The sequence below is a fragment of the Geothermobacter ehrlichii genome (genome assembly GCF_008124615.1).
Taxonomy (GTDB): domain Bacteria; phylum Desulfobacterota; class Desulfuromonadia; order Desulfuromonadales; family Geothermobacteraceae; genus Geothermobacter; species Geothermobacter ehrlichii.
Genome location: NZ_VNIB01000003.1, coordinates 148367 through 162076, shown reverse-complemented (window position 1 = coordinate 162076; position 13710 = coordinate 148367). Strand labels below are relative to the sequence as shown.

The 13710-nt window shown below is 63.2% G+C and carries 17 protein-coding genes; 5 read left to right on the top strand and 12 right to left on the bottom strand.

The genetic code is table 11. The annotated features are described in order from the left end of the window. Positions 1-7: 7 nt before the first annotated feature. Genes hemA through EDC39_RS04765 form a run of 4 tightly spaced genes read right to left on the bottom strand, consistent with a single transcriptional unit; the run spans position 8 to position 3413 of the window. A complete protein-coding gene (gene hemA, locus EDC39_RS04780) occupies positions 8-1321 on the bottom strand; it encodes a glutamyl-tRNA reductase (protein ID WP_148895235.1) in 1314 nt (437 codons plus the stop codon). Between the two features lie 17 nt (positions 1322-1338). Continuing rightward, entirely contained in the window at positions 1339-2175 is an 837-nt protein-coding gene (gene ccsB, locus EDC39_RS04775) for a c-type cytochrome biogenesis protein CcsB (RefSeq protein WP_148895234.1), read from the bottom strand. Next, positions 2172-2834: a precorrin-2 dehydrogenase/sirohydrochlorin ferrochelatase family protein gene (locus EDC39_RS04770; protein WP_148895233.1), complete on the bottom strand. Its 663-nt coding sequence runs from the start codon at positions 2832-2834 to the stop codon at positions 2172-2174. The genes ccsB and EDC39_RS04770 overlap by 4 nt, the downstream gene beginning before the upstream one ends. 3 nt (positions 2835-2837) lie before the next feature. Then, positions 2838-3413 carry a phosphoheptose isomerase family protein gene (locus tag EDC39_RS04765; protein WP_148895232.1) on the bottom strand — a complete coding sequence of 192 codons (576 nt, stop codon included), beginning with the start codon at positions 3411-3413 and terminating at the stop codon, positions 2838-2840. Between the two features lie 333 nt (positions 3414-3746). Here EDC39_RS04765 and trxA point away from each other — a divergent pair, with 333 nt between their 5' ends. After that, on the top strand, positions 3747-4076 hold the full coding sequence (gene trxA / locus EDC39_RS04760) for a thioredoxin TrxA (RefSeq protein WP_148895231.1): 330 nt from the start codon (positions 3747-3749) through the stop codon (positions 4074-4076). A 139-nt stretch (positions 4077-4215) separates the two neighbouring features. Here the strand turns inward: trxA and EDC39_RS04755 are convergent, their stop codons facing one another. From EDC39_RS04755 to EDC39_RS04720, 8 genes are all read right to left on the bottom strand, one after another. Next, on the bottom strand, positions 4216-4701 hold the full coding sequence (locus EDC39_RS04755; RefSeq protein WP_148895230.1) for a DUF4124 domain-containing protein: 486 nt from the start codon (positions 4699-4701) through the stop codon (positions 4216-4218). A 51-nt stretch (positions 4702-4752) separates the two neighbouring features. Continuing rightward, complete coding sequence (yjgA, locus tag EDC39_RS04750) at positions 4753-5244, bottom strand: ribosome biogenesis factor YjgA (protein ID WP_148895229.1); 492 nt, start codon at positions 5242-5244, stop codon at positions 4753-4755. Positions 5245-5273: 29 nt separating this feature from the next. Beyond that, a complete protein-coding gene (gene dtd, locus EDC39_RS04745) occupies positions 5274-5723 on the bottom strand; it encodes a D-aminoacyl-tRNA deacylase (protein WP_148895228.1) in 450 nt (149 codons plus the stop codon). A 258-nt stretch (positions 5724-5981) separates the two neighbouring features. Beyond that, the gene (locus tag EDC39_RS04740; protein WP_148895227.1) at positions 5982-6833 is read right to left on the bottom strand and encodes a deoxyribonuclease IV; all 852 of its coding nucleotides are present in this window, start codon (positions 6831-6833) and stop codon (positions 5982-5984) included. Then, positions 6830-7480: a pyrimidine 5'-nucleotidase gene (locus EDC39_RS04735; protein ID WP_148895226.1), complete on the bottom strand. Its 651-nt coding sequence runs from the start codon at positions 7478-7480 to the stop codon at positions 6830-6832. Before EDC39_RS04735 ends, EDC39_RS04740 begins: the two co-directional genes overlap by 4 nt. Further along, a complete protein-coding gene (locus tag EDC39_RS04730) occupies positions 7477-7899 on the bottom strand; it encodes an HIT family protein (RefSeq protein ID WP_246140178.1) in 423 nt (140 codons plus the stop codon). Before EDC39_RS04730 ends, EDC39_RS04735 begins: the two co-directional genes overlap by 4 nt. Further along, positions 7896-8732, bottom strand: a complete 837-nt coding sequence (dapF, locus tag EDC39_RS04725) for a diaminopimelate epimerase (protein ID WP_148895224.1) — start codon at positions 8730-8732, stop codon at positions 7896-7898. The genes EDC39_RS04730 and dapF overlap by 4 nt, the downstream gene beginning before the upstream one ends. Positions 8733-9087: 355 nt before the next feature. Further along, complete coding sequence (locus tag EDC39_RS04720; protein WP_148895223.1) at positions 9088-9474, bottom strand: DUF302 domain-containing protein; 387 nt, start codon at positions 9472-9474, stop codon at positions 9088-9090. A gap of 258 nt (positions 9475-9732) precedes the next feature. Between EDC39_RS04720 and EDC39_RS04715 the strand changes: the two genes are divergently transcribed. From EDC39_RS04715 to EDC39_RS04700, 4 genes are all read left to right on the top strand, one after another. Beyond that, complete coding sequence (locus EDC39_RS04715; protein ID WP_148895222.1) at positions 9733-12189, top strand: heavy metal translocating P-type ATPase; 2457 nt, start codon at positions 9733-9735, stop codon at positions 12187-12189. 112 nt (positions 12190-12301) lie between these two features. Next, a complete protein-coding gene (locus EDC39_RS04710; protein WP_148895221.1) occupies positions 12302-12523 on the top strand; it encodes a hypothetical protein in 222 nt (73 codons plus the stop codon). 1 nt (position 12524) lies between these two features. Further along, positions 12525-13139, top strand: coding sequence for an MBL fold metallo-hydrolase (locus EDC39_RS04705; protein WP_148895220.1), 615 nt, complete (start codon positions 12525-12527; stop codon positions 13137-13139). 110 nt (positions 13140-13249) lie between these two features. Beyond that, positions 13250-13693 carry a tetratricopeptide repeat protein gene (locus EDC39_RS04700; protein WP_148895219.1) on the top strand — a complete coding sequence of 148 codons (444 nt, stop codon included), beginning with the start codon at positions 13250-13252 and terminating at the stop codon, positions 13691-13693. The last annotated feature ends 17 nt before the right edge of the window (positions 13694-13710 follow it).

Below are 13710 nucleotides of genomic sequence, written 5' to 3'. Positions count from 1 at the left end.
TTTGATGTCAGTCCTGTCCGGATTCGCCCAACGGCCTCAATTCCGTCTGCGCCGGCACCACCTCCAGCTCGAACAGGGCCCGCAGCGCGTCGACGTACAGATCGCCGTCATCCCCGTTCTGCGCCTGTTTGAGACGGCTGATGGGGGAATGCAGGATCTTGTTGATGATGGCCGAGGTCATGGCGTGAATCGCCTTTTCTTCCTTCGGGCCGAGATGTTTCAGATTGCGCAGGGTCTTCTCGACCTCATTCTGCCGGATTTCCTCGAATTTCCGCCGCAGAGAAACGATGGTCGGCTTGACCTCGAGAGTCGCCAGCCAGCCATGAAACTGGCCGATCTCCTGGTCGATGATCGCCTCGGCCTTTTTCGCCTCTTTCTGCCGTTCCTTCAGGTTGGCCTGCACCACGCCCTGCAGGTCATCGACATCGTAGAGATAGACATTGGCAACCTCGTTGACCTCCGGATCAATATCGCGCGGCACGGCGATATCGATAAAGAACATCGGCCGGTTGCGCCGTTGTCTGAGCACCTTTTCCACCTGGCTGCGCACCAGGATGAAGTTCGGTGTCCCGGTCGAGGTCAACACGATGTCAGCTTCCGGAAGATGGTCCACGTACTCGTCGAAGGGAATGGGCCGGCCGTTGAATTCGGCGGCCAGCTTCTCGGCCCGGGCAAAGGTGCGGTTGGTCACCAGAACCCGGCTGATGCCGTTGTTGATGAAATGCCGCGCCGCCAGTTCGCACATCTCGCCGGCGCCGATCAGCAGCACCACCTTGCCGTCAAGGCTACCGAAAATCTTGCGCGCCAGTTCGACGGCGGCAAAGGAGACGGAGACGGCGTTGCCGGCGATGTTGGTCTCTGTCCGCACCCGCTTGGCGACGGAGAAGGCCTTGTGCAGGAAACGATTGAGAATCAGGCCGACCGTCCGGTATTCGCTGGCATAGCCGTAGGCGGTCTTGATCTGGCCAAGAATCTGCGGCTCGCCGATCACCATCGAATCGAGGCTGGAAGCAACCCGGAAGACATGGCGAATCGCCTCCGCCCCCTGGTAATCGTAAAGATGGGGGGCCAGAACCTCGTCGGCAAGGCCATGGTAACGGGCGAGAAAGCGGCGCAACACCGCGATGCCCGCTTCAGCATCACGGGTCGTGGCATAGATTTCGACCCGATTGCAGGTCGAGACGATAATGGTTTCGGCGATTTCGGGCAGAGCAAGAACCTGCTTCAGGGGCTCTTCCATGGCTTCGGGAGCAAAGGCGACCCGCTCCCGAATTTCAACCGGCGCCGTATGGTGACTGAGTCCGACAACAATGATGTTCATGAATCCCCGGGCCTCCCCTACTTGCCTTCTAGGGTGTTGAAGCTGTGCAGGTCGGACATCAGGGTATTGACGCCGAGGAAGGTGAACAGCAGGCAGAGAAAGCCGATGATGGCAAAGATGGCCGCCCGCTGGCCGCGCCAGCCGATCGTCAGCCGGCCGTGCAACAGGGCCGCATAGAGAAACCAGGTAATCAGCGCCCAGGTCTCCTTCGGATCCCAGCGCCAGTAGCCGCCCCAGGCCGAGTTGGCCCAGACCGCCCCGGAAATGATGCCCATGGTCATCAGGGGAAAACCGAACGTCAGGCACTTGTAATTGATGCTGTCGAGCACCTCCAGCGACGGCAGACGGTAATAGAGGCCGGAGAAACGCTTGCTCTTGAGCATCCGCTCCTGCATCAGATACATCACCCCGGCAGCGAAGGCGAGAGCGAAGATCGCGTAGCCGGCAAAGGCGAGACTGATGTGAATGGGAAACCACCAGCTGTCGAGCGCCGGGTTGGCAGTCGAGACCGGACTTTTGGCCGCCGCGCCGAAGATCATCATCGCCAGTGCCAGCGGACAGCTGAAAGCGCCCAGGATGGTCAGCCGGTATTTCAGGTCAAACAGCAGAAAGGCGCCGACGATGGCCAGGGCGAAGAAGGAGAGGGACTCCTGCAAATTGACCACCGGCACATGTCCGGCCGCCACATAGCGCGCCACGATAGTGGCACAGTGGACCAGAAAGCCGCCGACCAGAACCCAGCGGGCGAGATTGCCGACCTTCTGCCGGCGCCCGATAACATCGATGAGATAGAGGACCGTGGCGACAAAATAGATCAGGAGGGTGATCTTGTAGAGCAGAATATCGGCATTCATGGCAATGGTTCCAAAGAGTCGATGCCCAGTTCAGCCAGCCCGTCAACGCCGCAATGGCGCCGCAGCAGCTCGTCAACGGCCTCGCGCCGCCCGCTGCGCAGCAGCCCGGCAAGACCGTCGTCGAGCAGCTGGCGCAAAATGGATTGATTATATTCCGCACTTTTCGGGGATGTCAACGAACGGCGGCGTAAACGGCTGGCGATCTCCAGTACCCGTTCCCATTCGGGACCCAACTGCTGAAACAACCTGTCGGCGACAACGGCACTCAGGGCCGGACTGCCCCCCCCGGTGCTGACCGCAAGCACGATCGCCCCGCGCCGCCGCACCGCCGGAAGCAGCAGATCGCCGTCATGGCCGCCGGTGGCGACATTAACCGGCACTCCCATCTTTCGCGCCTCGTCGGCCACCGCGCGATTGACGGCGGGGTCGTCGGTGGCCGCAAAAACCAGACGGGCTCCGGCCAGATCGCCCCGGCGATAGGGACGCTGCCGCCATTCGAACGCCGGATGGGTCAACCTCTCGCTGCAGGCCGGACTGACAAGCCGCACCCGCGCCCCTGCAGCGAGCAACCCCCGTATCTTGCGACAGCCGACCCTGCCACCGCCGACGACAAGGCAGAGCCGGTCCCGCAGATCGAGCATGACCGGGTAGAGAGACATGGATCAGATTCCGAACAGTTCCCGTTCCACCAGTTCGCAGAGCAGACGGCCGAACAGCAGGGCGGCCTCGACGATCTCGCCGGTATTGTCCGACCTGACCTGAAAGCAGAACTCGACCGGCGGGCCGGTCCAGTCCAGCTTTTCCGGTTGAACCAGCGCCGTGGTACAACCGGTATCGACCGCCGCCTGGGCCAGGTTTTCCAGGGCCGGGTCATGGGTTCCGTCAGCAAAGAGAAGGAGCAGATCACCCTTGGTCGCCATGAGAAGAAACTGGCGGGTGAACAGCTCGCCGAGACGGCCGTGGCGATCGAGCGAGGCGGCCAGTGCCTGGTCGTGACTGAGAGAATAGGCGGGCAACTGCGGTCGTTCGAAATGGAGCTGGTCGAGGAAATAGGCCTCTGTCAGATCGGCGGCGCGGCCGAGATTCCCCGATCCGGCAAGAAAAAGGCGGCTCTCTCGATGGAAGCCGCCGGCCACCATCTGCGCCAGTCGGACCAACTCGCCGGCCTGGGCCTCGAAGGTCAGCCGAATCATTTCGGCGTGACGCTGCAAGGCATCGAGCAGTTTTGTCTGCGGCATCTTCTCCTCCGATGGGGATGGTAGCGGCAGGATAGGAGCCCCTCCGACCTGCTGTCAAGCATCGCCGGCATTTCCCGCCCGTTTTGCGGACCGGGGTGACGAAACGGGTCCGGATGCAAGGCGACCGGCCGGTTCGGCGCAGGCATGGCACGAGCCACGTCGAGCACTTGAGCAATGCCGGCAACGATGCAGACGGGCCTGTTCCGCCAGCCGAATCCCGAAAGGGATGGTGGAGTTGGGGGATGCATTCCCCTTGATTTTTCCGCCGGCTCCTTTATGATTTGAAAAACGCGATTATCTGCGATCTCATGTCAAAAAAAGGAGAAACAGAATATGGCAAGCGATAAAGTGATGGAACTGACTGACAACAGTTTCGACAGCGAAGTTCTGCAATCCTCGACTCCGGTCCTGGTCGACTTCTGGGCTTCCTGGTGCGCTCCCTGCAAGGCCATCGCCCCGGTCGTCGACAGCCTTGCCGATGAATACGACGGTCAGGTGAAAGTCGCCAAGCTGAATGTCGACGAAAATCCGGCTACCCCCGGTCAGTACGGTGTCCGCGGTATTCCGACCCTGATCCTGTTCAAGGATGGCAAGGTCGTCGACCAGGTGGTGGGCGCCGTCCCCAAGAATCAGCTCGAAAATCTGATCAAGAAAGCCCTTTGAGTTCCCCCGATCCAGCGATTATCGGTAAAAGCCCCGCTCACGGCGGGGCTTTTTTCGTTGCATAACCGGAATCCTGGCTCTCGGCAAGACAATATGACTGCTGCCACCCCCGTGAAAGAGCGGTCGGCCACAAACCGGGTTATTCGACGGGCGCCAGCCGCTCCTCCATCCAGCGCAGAAACGATGATCGCCCCTGTTGCTGAACCTCGGCCAGCAGCGCACGCTTCTGCTCCCGGAGCCGATCGAGTTCCCGTCGTGCCAGCCGGCGCTGCCGGCTGCGACCGGCCCGGTAGACATCTCCAACAGCGGTCTTCCAGGCAGCCAACAGGCTCTCGGCTCTTTTACGCCACTGGTTTTCAAGCAAGATGCGTTTCTGCTCCACGCGCGAAGGCGCCGTCATCGCCCCGTGAGCGGCGGGACTCTCGACATCCGGAAGGGGCACGATGCTCAGGCGCCCCCCTCCCTCCGGCGGCGGCCCGAGCAACACGCACCCCTGCGGCAGCTGGTAGGGCCGGTCAGTGACAAAGATTCTTCCCTCCTCATCCCGACAGGGATACAACCTGCCAGCGGCTGCCGACTGGAACGAAAAAACGACCAGAATCAACAGCAGGAACAGTAAACGCATGGTGGCGACCTTTCTCCTTCTGTCAAGACCTTACCAGCCGCCGGGGTCGGGTCAAGTCAACAGGTCCTGATTCTGGCGCAGAAGCCGAAACAGGCTCCGCGCCGCCGCCCGGTCGCCGTTGCAGGCTGAACGCGACAGGCGCGCCAGCTCCCCGTGATCCAGGTCGGGACAGCATCGCCGCAACTCGGCCATCGCCTCTGCCGCCGATTGCCCGGAACAGAGCCGGTCACGCCATGCCTCCAGCTGGTGAAACCGGCGACGATCCCGGTTGTGGGCGGCATCGACCCCGGCCAGGTGGCGTTCGATCCGCTCTACCAGCTCCGGCTCCCGACGCAGCAGGGCCGCCAGGCGACGCACCTCCCGGCGACGCGATGAATGCCCCCTGGTCGCCCTGGCGGTCGCCAGTTCTTCCGCCAGATCGGCAGGCAGATCCAGACCGGCCAGCCAACGCTCGGATCCTTCGACCAGCCGCGCCGCCAGCGCTTCCACCAGCTTGGCCGCCCGTTTCCGCGCCGACCGGCTCTGCCGCATCTCTTCGGACATCGGCCCCTCCTTCCCGCTCGAACGGCGGCTCAAAACTGCCTGCGGCTGTCGAGCAGCAGGGTCACCGGACCATCGTTGACCAGCTCCACCGCCATCTCGGCCCGAAAGACACCGGTGGCGACCGAAATCCCCAGCCGCCGCAGCCCCTCGACATAGCAGCGGTAGAGCCGTTCGGCCTCCTGCGGCGGGGCGGCATCGGAAAAGCCCGGCCGCCGCCCCTTGCGGCAGTCACCATAGAGGGTGAACTGTGATACCGCCAGCACCGCCCCGCCGACATCGATCACCGACAGGTTCATTTTGCCGCCATCATCCTCGAAGATGCGAAGCCCGGCCGTTTTTTCCGCCAGATAGACGGCATCCCGCTCCTCGTCCTCCCGGCCGACGCCGAGCAGCACCAGCAATCCGGTGTCGATTTCACCGACGATTTCGTTATCGACCCTGACGCGGGCCTCGCTGACCCGTTGCAATACCGCGCGCATGATTTCAGTAACCTCTGGATGTAATTGCTTTCGCCACACAAAAATATTTCACCACGAAAATATCAAGGTCACCAAGAAGGTCAAAATTCGCTTAACGCTGAGATGGAGAGAAGCAGAGGCGGAGATAAGACAACTTCTTTGTCTATTTCTAAATCAAAATCGATATTTGTTTTCCTCTGCGCCATTTCCCTCTCTGCGCTTCTGCGTTAAATAGATTTTCCTGGTGCCTTTGGCGTCTTGGTGACCGTGTTATCTCTTTCAGCTCTCCCCCGCCAACCGCCGCAGCAGCGCCAAGTTGCGCAGATCGTCGGCATGGTCTTCACCCGGCGGCGTTTCGATGATTTTCGCCACGCCGGCAAAGCGCTCGTCCCGCATCAGGCAGGTGAAGCCGGTCTCGCCGATACAGCCACGGCCGACATGCTCGTGCCGGTCGAGCCTGCTGCCGCAGGGTTTCTTGCTGTCGTTGAGATGAAACAGGCGGATCCGCTGGCAGCCGATCAGGCGGTCGAATTCGTCCATCACCGTGGCATATCCGGCTTCGTCCGACAAATCGTAGCCGGCGGCAAAGACATGACAGGTGTCGAAACAGACCCCGAAGGCGTGTTCCGGCACCAGATCCATGATGCGCGCCAGCTGTTCGAAACGCCAGCCGAGATGGCTGCCCATGCCGGCGGTGGTCTCCAGCAGGATCTGCACATCCGGCGGCGCCTCGGCTAGAACGGCCCGCAGAGCGACGGCGATGCGCCGCAGCCCGGCTTCTTCGCCGGCACCGAGATGAGCGCCGGGATGCATGACCAGCCCCGGCACGCCGAGGGCCGAGCAGCGACGCATCTCGTCGAGAAAGGCGGCCTGCGACTTGCGCCACTTCTCCTCGTCCGGCGCGGCGAGATTGATCAGATAGCTGTCATGAACGTAGACCGGACCGATGCGGCTCGCTTTCCAGGCCCTGCGAAAGGCAGCGGCCGCCTCTTCGGCAAGGGGACTGGCCGCCCAGCGGCTGGCGTTTTTGGTGAAAATCTGCAGGGCAGTGCAGCCGACGGCTTCGCCGCGGGAAATCGCCCTGTCGATGCCGCCGGCGATGGAGGCATGCACGCCCAGCGGCTGGCTCATGACCACCCTCCCGCCCGGCGGCTCAGATCGTCCACTGCCCGGGCAGCGCTGCAGACATCCGGCGCATGATGATCGACATGGGCCGCCGCCGGCCCCTCGCCCACCAGCACGGTGGCCATGCCCAGCTTTTTGGCCGTGTGCAGATTGTCGAGGGAATCCTCGACCATGATGCACTGCCCCGCCTGCAGTCCGAGAGATTGCAGCACCTCTTCATAGGGATCCCGGTTCGGCTTCGGCTGGTAGTTGGCGATGCGGATGTCGAAGATTCCGGCAAAGACGTCCTCGAGCCCGAGCGCCGCCAGCACCCGCTCGGCATGGTCACTGGAGCCGTTGGTGAAGACGTAACGGGGCAGAAGCAGCGCGGCCAGGGTGTCGCGCAGCACGGGGTCGGGACGCAGGCGGCTGCCCACGTCGACGTCGTGTACATAGTGCAGGTAGTCCTCGGGATCGACGGCGTAGTGCCGCACCAGCCCCTGCAGAGTGGCGCCGTAGTCGCGCCAGTAACGGCGGCGCAATCCGTCGACCTCGGCAGCGGCGATGCCGACCACCTCTTCCATGTAGCGGTTGATGCGCACGTCGATCAGCGAGAACAGATCCCGCTCCGGCGGATAGAGGGTGTTGTCGAGATCGAACAGAACCGCCTTCATCGCTCCTCCTGCAGAGCGCCGCGGATGGCGGCGATGCGATTCCGCCGCTCCTGTGCGGACAGCAGGACCTCCTCGTGGGGACGGCTCCAGACGGGCGTGGGCCAGAGCGCATCGTCACGAAAGCGGGGAATCAGGTGCCAGTGGATGTGCGGCACCATGTTGCCGAGCAGCTCATAGTTCATCTTCGCCGGACGAAAGACCGTGTTCAGGGCCCCGGCGACCCGGCTGACCTCGTCGATCAGCCGGTGCCGGGTTTCCGTGTCCAGGTGAAACAGTTCGGTGACATGCTCCCGGGTGAAGACCAGGGTGTAGCCGGGAAAGAACTGGTCCCGGTTGAGCATGACGCAACAGACATCGAGTTCGGCGATGCGCAGCTCCGGCTCCTCCAGCCAGCGCCGGCACATGATACAGTCGCTCACAGGGGAAACTCTCCGCTGAAAACCTCGGTGGCCGGCCCGGTCATCAGCACCGGGCCGGCCTCCAGCCATTCCAGCACCAGGTCCCCGCCCGCCAGGTGATTGACGATCCGGCGGCCGCTGCGGCCGGTCAGCACCCCGGCGACGGTCACCGCTGCAGCGCCGGTGCCACAGGCCAGGGTTTCACCGGCGCCGCGCTCCCAGGTCCGCTGGCGCACCTCGCCCTGCGACAGGACCTGCACAAACTCGACGTTGGTGCGTTGCGGAAAGAGGGGGTGGCGCTCGATCTGCGGACCGAGCTCGGCCACCGGAAAGGCGTCGACATCGTCGACATAGATGACGCAGTGGGGATTGCCCATCGAAACGCAGGTCGCCCGCAGCGTGCGGCCGGCTACCTCGAAGGGAATGTCGACCGCCCGCTCGTCGGCCGGTCCGGCCATCGGTATCTCGCCCCGCGTCAGCCGCGGCTCTCCCATGCCGACCCGCACCCGGTCGACCCGACCGCCGGCATCGGGAAACAGCTCCACCGGCAGCAGGCCGGCGCCGGTTTCGATGATCAACCGCTCTTTGCGAACCAGTCCGCGCTCATAGACGAACTTGGCCACACAGCGAACGCCGTTGCCGCACATCTCCGCCTCGCTGCCGTCGGCGTTGAAGATCCGCATCCGCACGTCGGCCCGATCGCTGGGCAGAATCAGGATCAGCCCGTCGGAACCGATGCCGAAATGCCGGTCGCTGACCCGAACGGCCAGCTCTTCCGGATTGTCGATCGTTTCCTCGAAGCCGTTGACGTAGACATAGTCGTTGCCGGCTCCGTGCATCTTGGTGAATTTCATGGGTGTCACTCCGGTTCGGGGAACGTCATCCTCCCGCCGAAACGGGAGAGTGCACATCACGTACGTTGGACAACGCGTGTCTCGGAACAATCAGCAACGGATCGGTTCCAAGGCGGATTCTGACATCAAGCCAACTTATTTGCAAAATCGAAAATGAGTGCTGGCCACGATCCAGGGTGCTTACGGACCAGAATGTTCAAAAGGTCTCGGATACAGGGCAGCCGAAATCTCGAGGCATGAGGCGTACCTAGACCCGTACGAAAAACGTCATGGGGCAGACCAAGACGAAAACAGTCGAAAAAGCGCAGCTTACAAACACCTGTAAATGAGCATTTGGAAGCTGTTTTCCACCCTGCTAAAGCGCGGCGATGACAGCTTTCAGCTTCTCCTGCACAGTGGTGGCCACCTCCAGCAGGTCCGGATTCTCCACCGCCTGCATCGAGGCGATCGGATTGACCGCCGCCACCTCGACCTGACCGTCATCGAACTGCTGCACCACGACGTTGCAGGGGAGCATGCTGCCGATCCAGGATTCGGCCTGCAGCGCCCTGTAGGCGAAACGGGGATTGCAGGCGCCGAGGATGATATAGTTTCTGAAGTCGACATCGAGCTTCTTCTTCAGCGTCGCCCTGACATCGATCTCGGTCAGCACGCCGAACCCTTCCTTGTCCAGTTCTTCCCGGACCCGTTCCAGAGCCTGTTCAAAAGTCAGATTCATCCGCTTGCAGAAAACATACTCCATGATAAAGCTCCTAAGTGTCGATGCCGGCAATGCACGATTGCCGACAGGAAAGAATGGATCCCGTCGTGTCGCCCCTTTTCATTTTCCCAGAAAAAGGGCCACCCGCAACAAGCATGGTACAGCACTTGCTCAATATCCATGTCAGGCATCGATTAATTGCAGGTCACCTATCAGAACATGGGGGAACATGGGGAATATTCGACAGCCTGTGCAGACAATTCCTCAATTCAGGTCATCCTGACCAGCAAGGAGCAAAGCATGCATCACCAACACGGAGATTGCCATCACGTCAACAGTGGCCGGCGCTTCGTCGATCCGGTCTGCGGCATGCAGACCGAAGACGAGACCGCCTTCAAACCCTACGAACACGAAGGCACCATCTTTCATTTCTGCAGCGACAGATGCCTGGCCAAGTTCAGGGACAATCCCGGCGCCTACACCGGAACCGGGCGTGAACGACCACCATCACGGGCCAATACCGGAGACACGACCTACACCTGCCCGATGCATCCCGAGGTGGTGCAGGATGGCCCCGGCAACTGCCCCAAGTGCGGCATGGCTCTGGAGCCCCTGTCTCCACTGCCGACTGCACGAACCCGATACACCTGCCCGATGCACCCGGAGGTGGCGCAGGACACCCCCGGCAACTGCCCCAAATGCGGCATGGCCCTGGAAAGCCAGCTCGTCGCCGGCGACGAGGAGACAACCCCCGAATACGACGACATGCGCCGCCGTTTCGTCTTCGCCGCGGTGTTCTCCATCCCGCTGGTAATCATCGCCATGCGCGAGATGCTGCCGGGCGGACAGCTGATCGAAGAGCTGGCGACGCCGCGCACCCTCGGCTGGCTGGAGCTGCTGCTGTCGACGCCGGTGGTTCTCTGGGCCGGCTGGCCCTTCTACCAACGCGCCGTGCAGTCGGTCGTCAACCGCAGCCTGAACATGTTCACCCTGATCGGTCTCGGCGTGTCGATGGCCTACATCTACAGCCTGATCGCCGTTTTGCTGCCGGGCATCTTTCCTCCCGCCATGCGCGGACCGGACGGCTCCGTCGGCGTCTACTTCGAGGCGGCGGCCGTCATCGTCACCCTGATTCTGCTCGGGCAGGTGATGGAACTGCGTGCCCGCAGCCAGACCGGGGCCGCCATCAAGGCCCTGCTCGGACTGGCTCCCAAGACGGCCCGCCGGCTCAATACCGACGGCAGCGAAGAGGACATTCCGCTGGAGCAGGTCCGCCCCGGCGACCGGCTGCGGGTCAGGCCAGGCGAAAAGATCCCTGTGGACGGCATCGTGCTCGAAGGCAGCAGCAGCGTCGACGAGTCGATGATCTCGGGGGAGCCGATTCCGGTGAGCAAACAACCGGGCGATCCCCTGATCGGCGCCACGGTCAACACTACCGGCGCCCTGATCATGCAGGCGGAGAAGGTCGGCGGCGACACCCTGCTGGCGCGCATCGTCCAGATGGTGGCCGACGCCCAGCGCAGCCGCGCCCCGATCCAGAAGCTGGCCGACCGGGTGGCCGGCTACTTCGTGCCGGCGGTGATCGCCATCGCCCTGCTCGCCTTTGTCACCTGGCTGCTGGCCGGTCCCGAGCCGCGCCTGGCCTACGCACTGATCGCCGCGGTGTCGGTGCTGATCATCGCCTGCCCCTGCGCCCTGGGACTGGCGACGCCGATGTCGATCATGGTGGCGACCGGCAAGGGCGCCGGCATGGGGGTACTGTTCAGAAACGCCGAAGCGATCGAGACCCTGCGAAAAATCGACCTGCTGGTGGTCGACAAGACCGGCACCCTGACCCTGGGCGAGCCGAAACTGACCGGCGTGATGCCGGCCGCCGGCATGGATGAACGCCGGCTGCTGACGTTGGCCGGCAGCCTGGAGCAGGGGAGCGAACATCCCCTGGCCGCCGCCCTGGTCGCCGGCGCCCGGGAACGGGGGGTGGCGCTGGTCGAAGCGCAGGATTTCACCTCGCACACCGGCAAGGGCGTCTCCGGCCGGGTCGACGGAGTCGAGGTCCTGCTCGGCAACGCCAAACTGCTGGACGATTTCGCCATCGACACCGCCGCCCTGGCCGAGCGGGCGCGACAGCGGCGCGAGGAGGGGCAGACGGTCATATTTGTCGCCGCCGACGGTCGCCTGGCCGGACTTCTGGCGGTCTCCGACCCAATCAAGGATACGACGCCGGCGGCGATCACGCAGCTGCACGACGAAGGAATCCGCATCGTCATGCTGACCGGCGACAACCGGGCGACGGCCGAAGCGGTCGGCAAAAAGCTCGGCATCGACGACATCGTCGCCGAAGTGCTGCCGGACGAAAAGGCGGCGGTCGTCGGCCGCTACCAGCAGGAGGGGCACCGGGTGGCGATGGCGGGCGACGGCATCAACGACGCCCCGGCCCTGGCCAAGGCCGATGTCGGCATCGCCATGGGCACCGGCACCGACGTGGCGATGGAGTCGGCCGGGGTAACCCTGGTCAAAGGCGATCTGACCGGCATCGTCCGCGCCCGCAAACTGAGCCGGGCGACCATGGCCAACATCCGGCAGAACCTGTTTTTCGCCTTCGTCTACAACGCCCTGGGCGTTCCGCTGGCCGCCGGCGTACTCTATCCCTTCTTCGGCATCCTGCTCAGCCCGGTGGTCGCGGCGGCGGCGATGAGCCTGAGCTCGGTCTCGGTGATCTGCAATGCCCTGCGCCTGCGCTCGGCCAGGACGGACTGACGCGCCTCAACGCGCCAACAGGCTCCCCCATTGCGCAAAATCGCCGGCAGCGGGTATGATGGGAAACATCCGCCAACGAACCGACGCACGAAAAGAAGGAAACAACCCCGCCATGGCTTTTGGACTGAAAACGAAAATCTGGCAGACCGGCCAGCTCGAATGGTACGGGCTGATCGACAACGAGGACCTCTATCTCGGCAGCCGGGAGTTCCCCCTGCCGCCGGAAGAGGGCGACGAATGGACCGTGCGCGAGACCGGCTTCCGCTTCAAGATCGTCGACGGCGTCATCTGCAAGATCGGCCAGATCGAGCCGGAAAAACCGGAGTGGCTCTGACATGGCCCTCGAAATCGTCCAGCTACGGGCCGGCCGGGCCGACAACTTCAGCTACCTGGTCTGGTGCCCGCAGACAAACGACGCCATGGTGGTCGATCCCAGCTTCGCCCCCGATCTGCTGCTGGCGGAGGCCGAAAAGCGGGGGCTGACCATCCGTATTCTGGCCAATACCCACGGCCACCGCGACCACATCGCCGGCAACGACCGGATCATGGCCGCCACCGGCGCCCCTCTGGCGGCCCATCCCAGCGACCTGCCGCTGGCGCAGGTTCCATTGCACAACGGTCAGCTTCTGCCGCTGGGCGCCGAACGGATCGAGGTTCTGCACACCCCGGGGCACAGTCCCGGCTCCATCGTCTTCCGCCTCGACGCGGCGGTCATCACCGGCGACACCCTCTTCGTCTCCCGCTGCGGCCGGGCCGACCTGCCGGGCAGCGACGTCAAACGCCTCTACCACAGCCTGCAGCGCTTGAAGCAACTGCCGCCGGAAACCGTCGTCTACCCCGGCCATGACTACGGGCCGACACCGACCGCCACCATCGCCCACGAGCTTGAAACCAATCCCTTCCTGCTCTGTGGCGACCTGGAAAGCTTCATCGAACTGCGCATGGGCTAGGCCGCCGCGCCATTTCCGGTTTTTTACCGGCCGGTCCGTTGCGGCGGAAGCAAAGCGCGATAGAATTTTTGGGCGCGGACCGAGCCGACCCCGGTCCGGCAGAAGAAGGAATGACCACCGACCGTTTCCGGATGCTGCTCCGGCAGGGACTCGACGCCCTGGACAAGAACGACACCCTGCTCGCCCTGGTCCTGTTCGAAGACGCCTGCAAGCTGTTCGAGACCCCGACCGCCAAATCCTGCCTCGCCTACTGCCTGGCGCGGGAGAAGAAGCAGTTCCAGAAAGCCGTCGCCATGTGCCTGTCCGCGAAGCAGAAGGAACCGGCCAACAGCCTGCACTACCTGAACCTGGGACGGACCTACCTGGAGGCCGGACAGAAACAGAAAGCCATCCGCGCCCTGCGGCAGGGGCTGAAAATGGAACGCAACCAGCAGATCATCGATCTGCTGGTTGCGCTGGGACAACGCAAGACGCCGCCCATCTCCTCACTGCCGCGAGAACACTTCCTCAACCGCAATCTCGGCCTGCTGCTCAGCCGCATCGGCATGCGCTGAGCAAACAGGACTTTTCG

Bases quoted from the DNA above. Each gene is read 5' to 3' on its own strand.
- hemA (WP_148895235.1), bottom strand. From the start codon at position 1,321: ATGAACATCATTGTTGTCGGACTCAGTCACCATACGGCGCCGGTTGAA.
- ccsB (WP_148895234.1), bottom strand. From the start codon at position 2,175: ATGAATGCCGATATTCTGCTCTACAAGATCACCCTCCTGATCTATTTT.
- EDC39_RS04770 (WP_148895233.1), bottom strand. From the start codon at position 2,834: ATGTCTCTCTACCCGGTCATGCTCGATCTGCGGGACCGGCTCTGCCTT.
- EDC39_RS04765 (WP_148895232.1), bottom strand. From the start codon at position 3,413: ATGCCGCAGACAAAACTGCTCGATGCCTTGCAGCGTCACGCCGAAATG.
- trxA (WP_148895231.1), top strand. From the start codon at position 3,747: ATGGCAAGCGATAAAGTGATGGAACTGACTGACAACAGTTTCGACAGC.
- EDC39_RS04755 (WP_148895230.1), bottom strand. From the start codon at position 4,701: ATGCGTTTACTGTTCCTGCTGTTGATTCTGGTCGTTTTTTCGTTCCAG.
- yjgA (WP_148895229.1), bottom strand. From the start codon at position 5,244: ATGTCCGAAGAGATGCGGCAGAGCCGGTCGGCGCGGAAACGGGCGGCC.
- dtd (WP_148895228.1), bottom strand. From the start codon at position 5,723: ATGCGCGCGGTATTGCAACGGGTCAGCGAGGCCCGCGTCAGGGTCGAT.
- EDC39_RS04740 (WP_148895227.1), bottom strand. From the start codon at position 6,833: ATGAGCCAGCCGCTGGGCGTGCATGCCTCCATCGCCGGCGGCATCGAC.
- EDC39_RS04735 (WP_148895226.1), bottom strand. From the start codon at position 7,480: ATGAAGGCGGTTCTGTTCGATCTCGACAACACCCTCTATCCGCCGGAG.
- dapF (WP_148895224.1), bottom strand. From the start codon at position 8,732: ATGAAATTCACCAAGATGCACGGAGCCGGCAACGACTATGTCTACGTC.
- EDC39_RS04720 (WP_148895223.1), bottom strand. From the start codon at position 9,474: ATGGAGTATGTTTTCTGCAAGCGGATGAATCTGACTTTTGAACAGGCT.
- EDC39_RS04715 (WP_148895222.1), top strand. From the start codon at position 9,733: ATGCATCACCAACACGGAGATTGCCATCACGTCAACAGTGGCCGGCGC.
- EDC39_RS04710 (WP_148895221.1), top strand. From the start codon at position 12,302: ATGGCTTTTGGACTGAAAACGAAAATCTGGCAGACCGGCCAGCTCGAA.
- EDC39_RS04705 (WP_148895220.1), top strand. From the start codon at position 12,525: ATGGCCCTCGAAATCGTCCAGCTACGGGCCGGCCGGGCCGACAACTTC.
- EDC39_RS04700 (WP_148895219.1), top strand. From the start codon at position 13,250: ATGACCACCGACCGTTTCCGGATGCTGCTCCGGCAGGGACTCGACGCC.